The sequence below is a fragment of the Evansella halocellulosilytica genome (assembly GCF_002335745.1).
GTDB lineage: Bacteria > Bacillota > Bacilli > Bacillales > Salisediminibacteriaceae > Bacillus_CA > Bacillus_CA halocellulosilytica.
The window spans coordinates 3,332,955-3,350,051 of record NZ_NIST01000001.1; the positions used below are offsets into that span (position 1 = coordinate 3,332,955).

At 35.7% G+C, this 17,097-nt stretch carries 16 protein-coding genes; 14 read left to right on the forward strand and 2 right to left on the reverse strand.

The window, feature by feature from the left end; genetic code table 11:
• Window positions 1-151 precede the first annotated feature (151 nt).
• From panB to CD001_RS16060, 7 genes are all read left to right on the forward strand, one after another.
• Window positions 152-991 (forward strand): 3-methyl-2-oxobutanoate hydroxymethyltransferase, encoded by an 840-nt coding sequence (gene panB, locus CD001_RS16030; protein ID WP_096188659.1) that lies wholly within the window; start codon window positions 152-154, stop codon window positions 989-991.
• Window positions 988-1,851, forward strand: coding sequence for a pantoate--beta-alanine ligase (gene panC / locus CD001_RS16035; protein ID WP_096188660.1), 864 nt, complete (start codon window positions 988-990; stop codon window positions 1,849-1,851). The genes panB and panC overlap by 4 nt, the downstream gene beginning before the upstream one ends.
• A 4-nt stretch (window positions 1,852-1,855) precedes the next feature.
• Window positions 1,856-2,239: an aspartate 1-decarboxylase gene (gene panD, locus CD001_RS16040; protein WP_096188661.1), complete on the forward strand. Its 384-nt coding sequence runs from the start codon at window positions 1,856-1,858 to the stop codon at window positions 2,237-2,239.
• 68 nt (window positions 2,240-2,307) lie between these two features.
• Window positions 2,308-3,351, forward strand: a complete 1,044-nt coding sequence (locus CD001_RS16045) for a tetratricopeptide repeat protein (RefSeq protein ID WP_096188662.1) — start codon at window positions 2,308-2,310, stop codon at window positions 3,349-3,351.
• 148 nt (window positions 3,352-3,499) lie between these two features.
• Window positions 3,500-6,247, forward strand: a complete 2,748-nt coding sequence (dinG, locus tag CD001_RS16050) for an ATP-dependent DNA helicase DinG (protein ID WP_096188663.1) — start codon at window positions 3,500-3,502, stop codon at window positions 6,245-6,247.
• 51 nt (window positions 6,248-6,298) lie between these two features.
• The gene (locus CD001_RS16055; protein ID WP_096188664.1) at window positions 6,299-7,159 is read left to right on the forward strand and encodes a ComEC/Rec2 family competence protein; all 861 of its coding nucleotides are present in this window, start codon (window positions 6,299-6,301) and stop codon (window positions 7,157-7,159) included.
• A gap of 34 nt (window positions 7,160-7,193) precedes the next feature.
• The gene (locus tag CD001_RS16060; protein WP_096188665.1) at window positions 7,194-8,495 is read left to right on the forward strand and encodes an amidohydrolase; all 1,302 of its coding nucleotides are present in this window, start codon (window positions 7,194-7,196) and stop codon (window positions 8,493-8,495) included.
• A 119-nt stretch (window positions 8,496-8,614) separates the two neighbouring features.
• On the opposite strand, the gene CD001_RS26475 is transcribed toward CD001_RS16060, so the two are convergent.
• Window positions 8,615-8,782, reverse strand: a complete 168-nt coding sequence (locus CD001_RS26475) for a hypothetical protein (RefSeq protein ID WP_179298776.1) — start codon at window positions 8,780-8,782, stop codon at window positions 8,615-8,617.
• Between the two features lie 137 nt (window positions 8,783-8,919).
• Here CD001_RS26475 and CD001_RS16065 point away from each other — a divergent pair, with 137 nt between their 5' ends.
• The 7 genes from CD001_RS16065 (at window position 8,920) to CD001_RS16095 (ending at window position 14,384) form a co-directional block, all read left to right on the forward strand.
• The gene (locus CD001_RS16065; protein ID WP_096188666.1) at window positions 8,920-9,093 is read left to right on the forward strand and encodes a YpmA family protein; all 174 of its coding nucleotides are present in this window, start codon (window positions 8,920-8,922) and stop codon (window positions 9,091-9,093) included.
• A gap of 13 nt (window positions 9,094-9,106) precedes the next feature.
• Complete coding sequence (locus CD001_RS16070; RefSeq protein WP_096188667.1) at window positions 9,107-9,613, forward strand: cell wall elongation regulator TseB-like domain-containing protein; 507 nt, start codon at window positions 9,107-9,109, stop codon at window positions 9,611-9,613.
• A 24-nt stretch (window positions 9,614-9,637) separates the two neighbouring features.
• Entirely contained in the window at window positions 9,638-10,825 is a 1,188-nt protein-coding gene (locus CD001_RS16075; protein WP_096188668.1) for a pyridoxal phosphate-dependent aminotransferase, read from the forward strand.
• A 126-nt stretch (window positions 10,826-10,951) separates the two neighbouring features.
• Window positions 10,952-12,241 carry an asparagine--tRNA ligase gene (gene asnS, locus CD001_RS16080; RefSeq protein WP_096188669.1) on the forward strand — a complete coding sequence of 430 codons (1,290 nt, stop codon included), beginning with the start codon at window positions 10,952-10,954 and terminating at the stop codon, window positions 12,239-12,241.
• Between the two features lie 239 nt (window positions 12,242-12,480).
• Window positions 12,481-13,203: a DnaD domain-containing protein gene (locus tag CD001_RS16085; protein ID WP_096188670.1), complete on the forward strand. Its 723-nt coding sequence runs from the start codon at window positions 12,481-12,483 to the stop codon at window positions 13,201-13,203.
• Between the two features lie 12 nt (window positions 13,204-13,215).
• Window positions 13,216-13,875 carry an endonuclease III gene (gene nth, locus CD001_RS16090; RefSeq protein ID WP_096188671.1) on the forward strand — a complete coding sequence of 220 codons (660 nt, stop codon included), beginning with the start codon at window positions 13,216-13,218 and terminating at the stop codon, window positions 13,873-13,875.
• Entirely contained in the window at window positions 13,872-14,384 is a 513-nt protein-coding gene (locus CD001_RS16095; protein ID WP_096188672.1) for a YpoC family protein, read from the forward strand. The genes nth and CD001_RS16095 overlap by 4 nt, the downstream gene beginning before the upstream one ends.
• Window positions 14,385-14,419: 35 nt before the next feature.
• On the opposite strand, the gene CD001_RS16100 is transcribed toward CD001_RS16095, so the two are convergent.
• The gene (locus CD001_RS16100; protein WP_096188673.1) at window positions 14,420-17,062 is read right to left on the reverse strand and encodes a transglycosylase domain-containing protein; all 2,643 of its coding nucleotides are present in this window, start codon (window positions 17,060-17,062) and stop codon (window positions 14,420-14,422) included.
• Window positions 17,063-17,097 lie beyond the last annotated feature (35 nt).

Genomic DNA, 17,097 nt, shown 5'->3' on the forward strand with positions numbered 1-17,097 from the left:
GTAATTAAAATATGTTAATGGCTAAAATACACTTTCATTTTAGTGTATTTAATGAGCGATAAAATCACCTTTTCCCACGGAAGAAGGTGATTTTTGTTTTAAAGATTGTTCATTGCCACCCTCCTTCTCAGCAATCAGAAAGGAGATTATTATGAAAACGACATTGGATTTACGAAAAATGAAGCTGGAAAAAGAGCAAATTACGATGTTGACTGCGTACGATGCACCGAGTGCAAAATTGGCAGAAGAAGCAGGGGTAGATGTGCTTTTAGTCGGAGACTCTTTAGGAATGGTTGTACTTGGTTATGATTCAACCGTACATGTCACAGTTGATGACATGGTCCATCATACGAAAGCGGTAAATCGAGGTACGAATCACACATTTATTGTAAGTGATATGCCATTTTTGAGTTACCATGCGTCAACAACTGATGCATTTAATACTGCAAAGTCAATAATCCAACAAGGTGGAGCACATGCAGTTAAAATGGAAGGCGGCGGAGATGTACTTCAAAAAGCAGAAAAATTAGTTAAAGCAGGTATACCAGTCGTCACTCACTTAGGGCTAACACCACAATCAGTCGGAGTCCTAGGAGGTTATAAAGTTCAAGGGAAGACAGATGAGTCTGCAAAGACCATTATCGAGGATGCTTGGAAGTCCGAACAAATTGGTGCGAGTATGCTCGTTTTAGAGTGTGTTCCTGAATGGTTAGGCAGACATTTATCTGAAAAACTGTCCATTCCGGTTATCGGAATTGGGGCTGGTAAATACACAGACGGGCAAGTATTAGTTTACCACGATGTTATAGGTTATACACAAGGCCATATTCCTAAATTTGTTAAGCGTTATACAAATGTGTCGCAAACGATTACACATAGCTTAAATAGCTATGTTAAAGATGTTAAAAATGGTGTATTTCCAGAAACGAAACATACGTTTCTTCCGTCGGAGGAAAACCCACAGCAATTGTACGGGGGAAATAAAAAATGATTGTCGTCTCAAAAATTAAACAGTTAAAACAGATTGTGAACGACCATCGAGCTAAAGGGCTTACGATAGGATTTGTTCCAACAATGGGATATTTACATGAAGGTCATCTATCATTAATATCAAGAGCGCGTCAGGAAAATGATGTAGTCATTGCCAGCATATTTGTTAATCCGTTGCAATTTGGTGAAAACGAAGATTATCATCAATATCCAAGAAACTTGAGCAATGATCAACTTTTAGCAAAAAATCATGGTGTTGATCTATTATTCGTACCAACGGTAAAGGAAATGTACCCTAAACCGATGAAATCAACGATCGTTGTTCATGAAGGGGTCGACGTTTTGTGTGGTGAGAGTAGACCGGGTCATTTCGATGGTGTAGCAACAGTCGTTATGAAACTTTTTCAGTTAACAAAGGCTAATAAAGCCTATTTTGGTATGAAAGATGCTCAACAAGTTGCCATTATTGAGAACATGGTTCAAGACTTTCACATTGATGTTGAAATCATCCGGTGTCAGACAATAAGAGAAAATGATGGGTTGGCAAAAAGTTCACGAAACGTTAATCTAACGGATGATGAGAGAGCAGAAGCTCCATTTATTTATGAATGTCTTCAAATTGCGAAGAAAATGATCATCGAAGGTACAGATCCGATAGAAGTATTAACTGAGACAAAGGACCAATTGTATTCACGATTTAGTGGTAAAGTTGATTATGTTGAAGTTAGAACATTTCCAGATTTACACAAAGAAATAGAAACAGATACAGATGTCATTATTGCCATTGCAGTAAAGTATTCGCATGTAAGGCTGATTGATAATGTTGTTATAGAAGCCAAAGAACGATTGAAAAGGAGCTAACGTCATGTATAGAGAAATGATGAGTGGAAAACTTCATCGTGCTACAGTTACAGAAGCTAACTTAAATTATGTAGGAAGTGTAACAATAGATGAAGATCTTATGGATTCAGTTGGAATTTTAGAAAATGAAAAAGTGCAAATTGTAAATAATAATAATGGTGCAAGGTTAGAAACATATGTTATTAAAGGAGTCCGAGGCTCAAAAACGATATGTTTAAATGGAGCAGCAGCAAGGTTAGTACAACCAGGTGATAAAGTAATCATTATCTCTTATAAATGGGTCGCTGAAAATGAATTAAATGATCATATACCGAATGTTGCGATTTTAAATGAACAAAATGAAATTATTGAAATGATGCAAACAGAACCAGCTTCTACCTTTAGATAACTCGAATATCCCTCCCTGAAACGATGGAAACTGTAAGTAAGTATTTATTAATCGGGAGGGATTTTTTCATGCATTCTTCGCATCAATGGAAAGAAATGAGCCAATGGCTTTTAAACAATAAAGAACTGCTCAGTGATGAAGAGATTCATCAATGGGTAGAACAATTAACGAAAGAGCAGGATTATTTATTAGATGTTTGGAGTAGTCAGAATGAGTTATTAGAAGAAATTAAAGATCAGCTGACGACAGTCGCCCCGTTCTCTTTTGAGAAAAAAGAAGAGCCTCACGAAGGAATCAGCTATTTTAATTTAGGTCTATATAAACAAGCGATTCGAACGATAAATGATGATGTTCTTGGAAAACAAAATCATTCCCGGTTATTATTATATTTAGGGTATTCTTATTTATATTTAGAAGAGCCGTATCATGCAAGAGAACATTTTTTAGATATATTGCAGCGAAGCAGTGATAAATTAGAGCATCATTTTGCCTATGTAGGATTAGGATTGCAAGCAGGTCAGGAAGAAAAAGTTGAAGAAGCGATCCACTTTTTTGAGAAAGCTGAAAATCTCCTATTTAATAGCGATGTAGTGTATAATTTAGGCATCTGTTATTTATTATTAAAAATGCCAAATGAAGCACTCACTTATTTTCAAAAGTCATTTCATGAAGGAGATAAGGATTCAGAAAGTTTATTCTGGATAGGGAAGTGCTTTGATCTGCTTGGGAAAAAGACAGAAGCAATGGAAACATGGTATGAAGTGATTCAAATGACAAAGTCATCAAAATTAATTCAAACATTGGCATTTATTTTTGAAGAAAAAGGGCATTTTCCATGCGCAATTTATTGCTTTGAGCGTTTAAATACGTTAGGGTTTGATCATTCATTGGTATTGCATGGATTAGCGTGGAATTATGGATTATTGGATGAACGGAATAAATCAAAACAGTTATTTTCTCAATTACTAAAAGAAAATCCAACTGACTTAAATGCTAGAATATCATATTTATGGCTTTTAGATCGTTGGAATGAAAAGGAATTATTTAAGCATATAAAAGACGAAACGAATAAACTGAAATTAACTCACCCACTAATGATGACTCTTTTTTAAAAAGTAAGAAAGTATAAAATTTCAATCTCTCGATTGCTGTCTAGACTTCAGGCGCCTTGCGCTTTTCTTAAAACAAACATCATTTCATGAAAATAAAGCAATAGATAGCACTCATCTGAACAGAGTGAAGAGTATGGAGGAATAGATAATGAATCGTTTTCTCATTATCGATGTAGAAACGACTGGTGTTGCCTTTTCTAAGGGGGATCGGATCATTCAGTTAGCCTATGTCATAGTAGAAGATCAACAAATAATTAAGCGTTTTTCAAGTTATATTAATCCTGAAAAGCCGATACCACCCTTTATCCAATCCCTTACGAATATTTCATCAAAACATGTTGAAGATGCACCTTTATTTGAAGAAATTGTACCTCAATTGTTAACGGATTTAAATGAGGCTTATTTTGTCGCTCATAATGTCGATTTTGACTTAAGTTTTATCAATGATGAACTTATACATGCTGGTTATGAAAAATATCGAGGACTTGTTATCGATACTGTCGAGTTAGCTAAAGTCGCTTATCCTACATCTGATGGATTTAAATTATCCCAATTGACTGCTAATTTTGATATGGAGCATGAGCAACCACATCGGGCAGACAGTGACGCAGAGGCAACAGCATTATTATTTATAAAAATGATTTCTAAATTAGCTTCGTTACCATTAGATACATTAAAAAAATTGAATAAATTGCAACATGGATTTAAAAGTGACTTGAAATCATTGATGTATCAATGGATGAATGATTCATCAATGAAAGAAAACTCCGAGTATGACTATTATCGAGGCTTTGTTTTGAAAAAAACTGATCCAGTTCATGTGCTAAGTGATGATGACTATGAGAAAGCTGATTATGAAATATTTTACAAAGAGATGGTTTCAGGTGGAAGAAACATTAAACAATTAATTGAAGGGTATGAACAGCGAGAAGGTCAATTACAAATGATTGACTTTGTTCATGAGCAATTTACTGATCGCTATTTTGGAATTATTGAAGCAGGTACTGGTACAGGTAAAACGTTAGCGTACATGATCCCAGCAGCTTTTTATGCAAAAAATCAGCAAAAACCAATTGTAATCAGTACACATACTGTACAATTACAAGAACAAATGCTTAATAAAGACCTACATACTTTAAAGAAAATTTTACCTTTTTCGATGAAGACTTCTATCTTAAAAGGAAGAAGTCATTACTTATGTTTACAGAAATTTGAACGACTCCTTGATCATGATCCTTTCGATTCTTATGATCGGACATTATCAAAAGCTCAAGTTATCATTTGGTTAACTGAAACTGTTACGGGAGATGTCGAGGAGTTAAATTTAGCAGCATCTTCATTCAGGTTTTGGAGTGAGGTTGCAAGTGATTATACGTCATGTATAACCCCAAAATGTCCTTGGTTTTCACGTTGCTTTTATCAACGAGCTAAACAACGAGCAAAAGAAGCAGATATCATTATTACAAATCATTCACTCGTATTATCAGATCTGAAATCGGATCACCAGGTTATTCCTTCATATACACATATCGTGATTGATGAAGCACACCATTTTGAAGAAGCTGCAACAGAACAATTTGGGGAGAGACTTGATTATTTATCTTTAACTCATATCATTCATGATATCGGAGCAGAATCCGAAGGCATATTGTCTTATTTGACCGAGGATTTAAATGTAAACGATATTGTAGAAGCAGGAAAAGAGCTTAAAAATGAGTGGAATGATTTATTCTTACTATTACGTCAGTATGTAAACTATTCTAACGTTAATCGTAATGAACGTGGTAGAGCAAATACAGTGATTAATAAAGATGATCCACTTTGGGCGAATGTAGAAGAAGCTGCAAAACGTTGTTATTTATTAATGAACGATTGGTACTCCTCCATCCAAACTGTAGTAAAGCAATTGCAGACGGATGATAATGAACATTCTTTAGAAATGCTTCGACCGATTTATGAACGAAGTTTCCAAATCATTCATACTTTTGAATTGCTGCTATTAAACGATGAAGAAGCCTTTGTTTATTGGCTTGAAGCTGATATGAAAGGACCTAAACAATCAGTAACAATACAGCGGAAACCTATTCAAGTGTCTGATCATTTAGCCGATCAGTTTTTTGCAAAAAAAGAAAGTGTTATTTTCACATCAGCTACATTATCAGTTAAACAGTCATTCGACTACTTCCTTCATCGGCTAGGTTTAGAAGATTTCCCTGTCCGAACAAAGCTCGTAGAGTCACCGTTTGATTGGACGAACCAAGTTAAATTATGTGTACCTGAGGATATGCCAATGATTAACGAGGCTGGGGAAACAGGATATATAGAAGCTGTTGCTTTAAACATTTATCGCATATCACAAATATCCAAAGGGAAGATGCTTGTATTATTTACTTCATACGACATGTTAAAAAAATGTTATGAATATTTGCGAGAGTTATTATCAGACGACTTTATGCTCATTGCGCAAGGTGTACAATCGGGAAGCAGATCAAAGCTGACAAAGAATTTTCAGCAGTTTAACCAAGCTATACTTTTAGGGACGAGCAGCTTTTGGGAAGGTGTCGATATACCAGGAAATGACTTAAGTGTGATTGTCATTGTCAGACTTCCATTTACCCCTCCTAATGATCCAGTATTTCAAGCGAAATCTGAAGCTATCAAGGAACATAAACAATCACCTTTTATGAAGTTAGCACTGCCTCAAGCGGTTATTCGATTTAAACAAGGATTCGGGCGGTTAATTCGTACGTCAAATGATAGAGGTGTCGTAGTCGTTTTAGACAGAAGGATCGTCACGACAAAGTATGGAAAAGCATTTATTCAATCACTGCCCGATATACCTTTAATTGAAAGTTCAATGGATAAGTTGGAAAAGGATCTTAAAAATTGGTTATAATCAATAATGTTGTATTATAATTTATTCTATTTAGTAAGAAAGGATGGAATCATGATAAAGATCCTTAAAGTACTAGTTATTACATTTATTTTCCTTATTTTTTCGACTACGACATTTGCCGATAAAATTGAATTAAATTTATCACATGGAGAGATTGCTTATACGTTTTTTGACTTGGAACATGGTGAAGCAACATTAATTCAAGACAGTACCGGGAAAACAATTTTAGTTAATACCGGACATAAAGAAAGTGAAGAGGAATTAAAGGATCGTCTAAAAATGTATGATGTTGACGAAATTGATACAATTATCCTTACGAGCAAGCAGCAAGAGTATATCGGCAACTTGTCTTCACTTGTTTCAAGTTATCCAGTGAATAAAATAGTTATTCCAGAGTCTTTAAAAAAACAAGTTCATTCAGTAAAATATGTGAATGATGATACAATATCTTATGTAAATGAAGGTGATTCTTTTGAGTTACTTCCAGATTTAGTATTTCAAGTATTGTTTATAGAAAAGAAATTAGGTATTGACCAAGGTGCGCTATCTTTTTTTCTCATTCACAAAGATCAAAAGTTATTATACTTAACTGAAGCAAATCAAACGGTCGAACAGAAGCTTGTCGAAAAGTATGATTTAAAAACGACAGTAATGAAAGTGCCAGATTTCGGAAGCGAGCTGGGAACGACGGAAAAACTGTTAGAAGAAGCTGACCCTCAAGTTGCTGTAATATTTAAAAACGGTGATCATCCTCCTAGTAATTACGTTTTAGAACGGCTCAATGAAACGTGGATCGATATTTATCAAACGAGTAGAAGCGGCACTGTAACGATAAAATGTCTAGAGGATGATTATGAAATTATTACCGTTTATCCTCAAGAAAAGGATACGTTGTTAGGATGGTTACTTTAGATCGTTCATGATTAAGAGAGAGAGGTGATCGGTCATGAAAACGGTCATACATTCTGTTACGATTATTACGCTCAATCAAAACAATGACATTTTTAATGGTCACGTTGTTGTAGAAGATGGTAAATTCAAAGAAGTAAAGAAAGGTGCCCCCGACGAAAAAAAGTTAAATCAAGCAGATTACAAAATAAATGGACAAGGAAAATGGTTATTGCCTGGTTTTGTTAATACGCATGGACATTTAGGAAGTTCATTGCTACGAGGGGCAGGTGATGATATTCCTTTAATGACTTGGCTAAAAACGGTTATGTGGCCAAATGAGCAAAAGTTCACACAGGAAGATGTGAAAATAGCCAGTTCTTTAGCAATGGTTGAGATGATAAAATCTGGAACAACTACGTTTTTAGACATGTACCATTTACATATGGAACAAATGGCTGAATTAACAATAGAGAGTCAGATGCGTGGCGTACTTTGCAGAGGGATGATCGGATTATGTCCAGAAGAAGAGCAGCGTGAGAAATTAAATGAGTCGATTTTCTTACATCAATCATTTCATGGAGAAAATGATGGGAAAATATCTGTAGCTCTAGCCCCGCATGCACCATATACATGTCCGCCCTCATTTCTAGAAAAAGTAGTAGATGCAGCGGTTAAACATAAAATGTGGATACATACGCATGTAGCTGAAACAGCAAGCGAAGTAAAGGAACATCAAGAAAATTATCAAATGTCTCAAGTGAAGCATTTAGAAAATATCGGCTTATTTAAAGTACCATGTCTTATCGCTCATGGTGTCCATTTAGATGAACATGATATGAATATTCTTGCGGAAAACAATGTGTCAGTCTCCCATAATCCTATGAGTAATTTGAAACTAGGCTCGGGTATCGCCGATATAAAAAAAATGATTTCATTAGGTATAAATGTCTCTATTGGCACAGATTCTACTGCAAGTAACAATAATTTAAGTATGGTTGAAGAAATGCGTTTTGCAGCATTAATTCAAAAAGGGCTCCATCAAGACCCTACTGTAACAAAGAGTGATGAAATATTGAAAATGGCTACTGAAAATGGTTCAAAATCATTGCAATTAAAAGGTGTGGATATTATTAAAGAAGGCTCTTATGCTGATTTTATTTTAATATCTCCGGATATTGCTCATTTAACACCATGGAATAATGAACGAATCCATTCACACATTGTTTATTCTTCAGAAAGCCATGACATTACAGATGTTTTCGTCCAAGGAAAGCAAATTATGAAAGATCGTAAACTTCTTTACTTAGATGAAGAAAAAATCATTTTTAACGCACAAAATTTATTAAACCATTGTTAATTTTTATGTCTTGTTTTATGATCAAAGAATATATCGCATTATACTGGTCCTAAAAAGATGATAAAAAGGAGCACCTGTGATCCTTCAGGTGCTCAAAGATGGTGTAGTGTTAGGAAGTGTTATGATTTACATTCATAAGGAAATTTCGTTTGCCTGAAAGAGTATGTGATGTTGTTAAATTTTTGCGGACGATAAACAGAATTTAATGAGATGATTTCTTTTTCTAAGAAATACAAATCCGCTGTTGTCATCGTCACACCATCATCGTAATTACGTTTATCATTCACGCTCATCATCCTTTACTTTGGAGCGGTAACTATAGTATCACTCATAGTACAAAGAGTATAAGTAGCAAAATTTCACGTTAAAGGGAGACAAACGTAAGCATAAAGTGGAACTATTTATAGGAGGAATCAACATCATTATGGACGAAAACAATATCGAAACATTAGCGACTATTAAGGTCGATAACCATCATGAGTTGTATAAAGTAGTTGACTTATTAAACCGAACATTGAAAAAGCGTGATTTAATGTTTGGATTATCATTAGATGAGAGTGAAGACGGTAAGATGGTCTTTACAATTTACGAAACATAAGCAGGTGTATGAAATGAAAGCATGGGTGATCTCAATAGCATCAATTATCTTTATCGGACTCATTGCATTTTTTTTAATTATGTATACGGTGACGGGCAATCCTTTAAATGAGCGACAGGAAATGGCTATAGAATATGCATTAAATGAAACAGAGTTAGTAGATGTAACAAATGTTGATTATTATCACGGAAATCGCTCATATCAAGTTGTTCACGGAATAAATGAGAGTGATGAAGAAATCATTGTATGGGTGGAAGAAATTGAAGAAAGTGACGAAGAAGAAAGGGATAGAAGAACTTTTGTACGAAATAAAGACGAAGGAATGTCAGTTGATCAAGTAAGGCAATTAGCATACGATCGGTTGGATATAAGCTCACTACAAAACATCCGATTAGGGGTTATTGGTAGCACACCTGTTTATGAAATTGTTTATACAGATGATGCTGACCGTCATTCATTTTATTATGTTACGTTCGATGAAGGTTCTTATATTCGCCATTATCAATTTAGACAATCTTAATGAATAGAAAGGAATGGGGAAAATATGAAATTTTCAAATCGCGTCTCAGCTATTACACCATCATCTACACTTGCGATAACAGCAAAGGCGAAAGAACTAAAAGCTCAAGGACATGATGTTATCGGTTTAGGGGCAGGGGAACCAGACTTTAATACACCTTCCTATATTATTGAAGCAAGCTATAAATCAATGGTAGAAGGACATACGAAATATACGCCAGCAGGCGGGTTACCAGAGTTAAAAAAAGCAATTATTCAAAAATTTGAAGATGATCAACAAATTACATATAGCCCTGATGAAATCATTATTACAAATGGAGCGAAACATTCGCTAGCCTTATTATTTCAAACGATTTTAGAAGAAGGGGACGAAGTGATTATTCCTTCACCTTATTGGGTCAGTTATCCGGAACAAGTGAAAATTGCTGGCGGAAAACCGGTACATGTAGAAGGGGATGAGCAAAATAATTTTAAAGTTACAACAAAGCAGCTAGAAGATGTTGTCACGAGTAAAACAAGAGCTATCATTATTAATTCACCGAGTAATCCAACAGGTGTTATGTATGAGAAGGAAGAGTTAGAACAAATCGGAAAGTTTTGTTTAGAAAACAAATTGCTCATCGTATCTGATGAGATTTATGAGAAGTTAATATATGATCATAACGTTCATTTTTCTATTGCACAATTATCTGATGAATTGAAAAATAATACGATTATTATTAATGGTGTATCGAAGTCCCATTCAATGACAGGCTGGCGAATTGGTTACACTGCGGGAAATGCAGAAATCATTAAGAAGATGACAACAGTTGCGAGTCATACAACATCGAATCCTGCAGTAATGTCACAATACGGTACGATTGCAGCTTACACGCAAGAGGACGGCTCTGTTGAGAAGATGAGAACATCTTTTGAAGAAAGGTTAAACAAAGTACTGCCAGAAATTGAATCAATACCAGGCTTTACTTGCGTAAAACCTCAAGGGGCTTTCTATTTATTTCCTAATGTAAAAAAAGCAGTTTCAGACGCTGGATTTCCTTCAACAGATGAGTGGGTTAAAGCTCTGCTTGAAGAAGAAAAAGTAGCAGTTGTTCCAGGAAGTGGATTTGGCTCACCGGATAATATTCGACTATCTTATGCTACATCATTAGAAAACTTTTTAGAGGCCGTTAAACGAATTCGGCAATTTGTAAATAAAACGACCTCCAAATAAAAGATAACTACTAGCAATAATTGACTTCTTTTTTTTTTCAGATGTATAATGTTTATCGTATATACAAATGTTTCGATACGAATAGGTTACAGTTAAATATTTGTAAAGATTTTTGGAGGGACTAATGTGAAAACAACGATTGCAGAAGTGGGGAAGTATGTAGGACAAACAGTCACAATTGGTGCATGGCTGGCAAATAAACGATCAAGTGGGAAAATTGCTTTTTTACAATTACGTGATGGAACTGGCTTTATTCAAGGCGTAGTCGTAAAAGCGGAGGTAGACGAGGATATCTTTAAATTAGCTAAAGAGTTAACTCAAGAAAGCTCATTATACATTACTGGAGAGGTTCGGGAAGATGACCGTGCTCCATCAGGCTATGAACTAACGGTTCAATCGCTAGAAATAATCCATGAAGCGACAGAGTATCCTATCACTCCAAAAGAGCATGGGACAGAATTTTTAATGGATCATCGCCATTTATGGCTTCGATCAAAACGTCAGCACGCTGTAATGAAAATAAGGAATGAGATCATTCGTGCTACATATGAATTTTTCAATAATGAAGGCTTTGTCAAAGTAGATCCTCCAATTCTGACTGGAAGTTCTGCAGAAGGTACGACAAACTTATTCCATACAAAATATTTTGATGAAGATGCATATTTATCACAAAGCGGGCAACTTTATATGGAAGCTGCTGCAATGGCTTTAGGAAAAGTCTTTTCATTCGGTCCAACGTTTAGAGCTGAAAAGTCGAAAACGAGAAGACATTTAATTGAATTTTGGATGATTGAACCAGAGATGGCGTTTATGGACCATGAGGATAGTCTCAAAGTCCAAGAACAGTATGTTACATTCGTTGTTCAATCTGTATTGAGCAAATGTAAGCTAGAATTAAAAGCATTAGAAAGAGATACGTCAAAGTTAGAAAATGTCCAAGCACCATTCCCTCGTATCACATATGACCAGGCAGTAGAGATGCTCCAAAAGGATGGTTATGAAATCGAGTGGGGAGAAGACTTTGGTGCTCCGCATGAGACAGCGATTGCAGAGAAATTTGATAAGCCTGTGTTCATTACAAATTATCCAGCTGAGATTAAAGCGTTTTATATGAAACCTGTTCCAGGGCGTGAAGAAGTTGTCCTCTGTGCAGACTTAATTGCTCCAGAAGGATATGGAGAAATCATTGGCGGAAGTCAACGGATTGATGATGAAGAATTGTTAAAGCAGCGGTATGATGAGCATAATTTATCATTAGAGGCTTATCAATGGTATTTAGACCTACGTAAATATGGATCAGTACCTCACTCAGGATTTGGTCTAGGGTTAGAAAGAACGGTTGCATGGCTTTCTGGGGTAGAACATGTAAGAGAGACGATTCCATTCCCGCGGTTACTAAACCGTTTATACCCATAATTTTAATCAGTAGCTATTAATGAACAGCTAGACGACTTAAAACAAATAAAATAATTAGCATGTGATTTCATGACTGATATCACATGCTTTTATTTGTCCAGAGAATCAATAAATATATGATGGCATTTAAGAATTTTTATTTAAATTAGGGCATCGTATGTAAAGTTAAATAAAGATCATGGTATACTTATAAAGTTAGAAATTTGTCGAGATAAAGAATGTAGAGGTGGGGTGCTATTATGAATGAAGAAACAACTTTACAATTACACATGTCACAGCCCTTCGCCATTCCTTCTTCATTAATGACTCATTATTCAGAATTAGGTTTATCTGAATTACAATTTATGATTCTTATGCATATAAGGCAGTTTGATCAAGAGGGAAATAAATTTCCGACTCCGGATGATTTGCAGAAAAGAATGCAAATTAATGCTGATATTTGTACGAAAGAATTAAAGGACCTATTAAAAAAAGGTTTTTTATCTATTGAAGAAATGAAGGACGAAGAGGGATTGTTTTCTGAAGCTTTCTCTTTAAAACCGTTGTTTGAAAAATTAATTTTATTGATGAACGATAAACAAAAAGATGAAAATCATTTTACGAAACAACAGTTAGAAGGGCAGTTGTTTAGACGGTTTGAAGAGGAATTTTCAAGACCGCTGTCACCTATGGAACTAGAAATGATATCAATGTGGCTTGATGACGACGAGCATGAACCATCAATTATTGAAGCTGCTTTGAGAGAAGCTGTTGTTTCTGCTAAGTTAAATTTCCGCTATATTGACCGAATATTGTTTGATTGGAAAAAGAACGGAATACAGACTGTTGATCAAGCAAAGGCTCATGGTGAGAAAATACGACAGCACAAAGATCAAAAATTCCAAAGTAAAAAGCATAGTCCAAACGAATCTGTAAAAGTTAAACATCCTCAATACAATTGGTTATATGGAGAAGAGGAATAATGGAGGAAGAAAATGTTAAATAGAACTGAAATTAAAAATGTTTTAACAGTGATGGGTGAAATGTTTCCAGATGCAGAATGTGAATTAACTCATTCAAATCCATTTGAATTAACAATAGCGGTCGTATTGTCGGCCCAAGCTACTGATGCACTAGTAAATAAAGTAACGCCTAAATTATTTGAAAAATATAAAACACCTGAGGATTATGTTCATGTTCCGCTCGAAGAATTAGAGCAAGATATAAAATCAATTGGTTTATACAGAAGTAAGGCAAAAAATATTAAAAAATTATCGCAATCTCTAATAGAGGATTATGGAGGAGAGGTTCCTCAACAGCGGGATGAGCTCGTCAAATTAGCGGGGGTAGGTAGGAAAACGGCAAATGTCGTAGCATCAGTAGCATTTGATGAACCGGCAATCGCAGTAGATACCCATGTAGAAAGAGTTAGTAAAAGACTCGGAATTTGTCGGTGGAAAGACTCTGTATTAGAAGTGGAAAAAACGTTAATGAGAAAAATTCCAAAAGAAGAATGGTCAATTACTCATCATCGTCTCATCTTTTTCGGTCGCTATCATTGTAAAGCACAATCACCTCAATGCGATGAATGTCCTTTATTAGAGATTTGTCGTGAAGGGAAGAAAAGAATGAAAAAAAGAGGAGTCATAATATGAAGGAAAGGGAAATCATAGTTCCAGATTCCTTTATTTTAAAACCTTTTTACGAGAGCGGTGATAAGATAGACACTTTTCTTTCAAATAATGAAATTCATTCTCACTTTAAACAAGATATGTTAACGTCTTTAGGAATGGTCTTTGATTATTATCCTTGGAATGAACCAGAAAAAAGTATAAAAATCATCTTGAGACAATGGAAAGATGAAGGGGAGCCGATAATCTCCAATTACTTTCAGCGACGCAATAGAGAGAAAGCTAAACCTATGATGATTAAGTATATAAGCTTATATATTCAAGCAATGTTTTGGACGAGCTCGAAGCCTGTTACAACATTAGAAAACATCGGATTTCAACTAAAGGAACTTCCTTATAGCCCACTAAACATTGAGGAAAGGATCTCGCTTATTATAAATGTTCCAGATCAATATTTCACCTATACAGCTTTAAATCAGCTATATGATGAGTCGATCAAAAAATGGGCTGTCTTTCTTTCAAAAACGCAATAAAAAAGCCGGGGCAAATTTGCCCGGCTTTTTTTATGCTATTCATCTTCAACATCATTGTCGTCATCATCGTCATTATTATCTTCATCGTCGTCATTGTTGTCATCGTCATCGCCATCATCACCATCATTATTGCCATTACCATTGCCATTACCATTGCCATTACCATTGCCATTACCATTACCATTACCATTGCCGTTACCGTTATCACCTTGGTCTTCGTCATCAGAAGGGGGACCATCTCCATTATCTTCCTCATCTTCGATAATATCTTCCTCATCATCGTCGACTAGATCCTCTTCTTCAGGGATGCGAACTTCAACAGTTGCTGAATCACTCATTAAATCCTCGTTATCATCAGCAACGGCTGTAACACGGATAGAATAAGTTTCCCCGTAATCAGGGTTACTTAATATATAGGACATGTCTTTTGTAATATCAATTAAAGAATAATCTCCATCATTAGAACTTCGAACTTCTAGTCTGAAGCTAAATTGATCAAGTAATTCATCTGAATAGTTCCAGTTAATATGAATGGAGTGGTCATCTTCATCATATTCTGCGTCTAATCCTTGTACTTGTTCAGCTTCCTCAAACTCCTCTGAAACTTCAGTTGGTTCTGTTCCTTTAACGAAATACTCATGAACGATTTCACTATCAGGTGTATAATCGCTTGGCAATAGTCCAGTCGAACGTTCAATCCCAATACGAACAACTGAATCTGGCTGACTAAAGTCAGCAGTATCACGATCTTGGTGAGCGTAAGTCATGACTTCTCTAAACAGGTCACGAGCTATATATTCTTGGTGATTGTCATATTCGATATATCCATCATCAAGGTTTGAATAACCGGTCCAAACTGCCGCGGTTAGATCTGTAGAATAACCTGCAAACCAAGCGTCACGAATCCCGTTTTGAATATTATGCTCAGCTCTTTCCTCATCTGTAAAGTTTGTTGATCCGGTTTTACCTGCAATCGGCACACCTGAAACAGATGCTCTTTGACCTGTCCCTGACTGTACAACTGTTTTTAACATATCTGTTACCATAAACGCAGTATAATCATTCATTGCGACGTTCGCTTCTGGTGTTAAGTCAATTGTTTGTCCGTCATCAAACTCAACCTTTCTAACGGTATGCGGAGCATTATATTCACCGTTATTTCCAAATGCTGCATATGCTCCTGCCATTTCAAACGATGATACGCCTGTATCAAACCCACCTAATGCATAAGACTCTTTAAATTCATCTAAAGGTAAGCCTAAACCTTCTCCGAATTCTTGTGCTCTATCGTAACCTACTTCATTTAATGCTTTTACAGCAGGAACGTTTTGTGAAATTCGTAATGCTTCTCTAATCGACATTGAACCACGATAATCACGACCAAAGTTTCTGACTGGGGTACCAGTAGTTTGATATTCGTAAGGTTCATCGACAATTTGGTGATAGGTTGACCATTTTAATTCATCTATTGCTGGTCCATATGAAAGGATCGGTTTAATAGATGAACCGGGTTGGCGTTTCGGGTTTGTTGCCCAGTTCCAGCTCCGTACTCCTTCAGCTGGTTCACGCATACCACCAATGGCAAGTACTTCACCATTAGTCGTATCTAACAGAGTGATTCCAGCCTGGAATTGGTCATCAGGAAACTGGATGACTTCACCAGACTGCATGACATGCTCGACATGCTCTTGCAAATCTTGATCTAACGTTGTGTGTATCGTCATTCCTGAAGTATAAATATCACTTGCTTCAATGCCTTCAATTTCCTCAACTTCGTCTAAAACTTGATCTAAAAACGCTTGGTGAGGATGTGCTTCTCGCTCACTTTTCTGTAACTGATCCTCAATTGGTACATTTTTTGCTTCCTCTGCTTCTTCAGGTGTGATTTTTTCATACCTTTCCATTAAACTAATGACTGTATTTCGTCTCGTTTCCGCAGCTTCAGGATTATTAAAAGGATTGAAATGGTTTGGGCGCTGTGGAATACCAGCTAACAATGCAGCATCTTCAATCGTTAATTCACTTAATTCTTTACTAAAGTAATAATCTGCTGCTTCAATGACTCCATATCGTGAATCAGAGTAGTAAATGGCATTCAAATACATTTCCAATATTTGATCTTTCGTGTACTTTTGCTCTAGCCTTATTGCTAAATACTGTTCTTGTATTTTTCTTGTCATATTTTTGTCCATTGTTAAAAATAAGTTTTTAACGACTTGCTGTGTGATTGTACTAGCCCCTTCACTACCAAAACCCCCTCGAAGGTTAGCAACAACCGCTCCACCTATTCGTCTTATGTCGATTCCGAAATGGTCATAGAAGCGAACATCTTCAACTGAAAGGACAGCATCCTTTAATAAATCCGGAACATCATCGATATTCGCTGAACGTCGGTTTTCTGATGCATGTAGTGTTGTTATAAGTTCTCCATTCCGATCAAGGATTTCCGGATTTTGTGCTAAAGTTAGTTGATCTGGGTCAAGGGATGGTGCACCTCGAATAATTGCAAATACACTAATTGTTCCAACAATAAACATGACTAACAAAATGATACCAAGTGCTGTTAATATTTTTTTGAACTTTCCTTTTGATTTTGTTTTAGGTTTCGATTTATTTTTTTTATTTGTTTGTTTCGTTTTCTGTTTTCTTTCTTGTCTTGTACGATATTCATCTGACATCGCAGCATCTTCCTTTCAAGCTCATAAAATGAAAT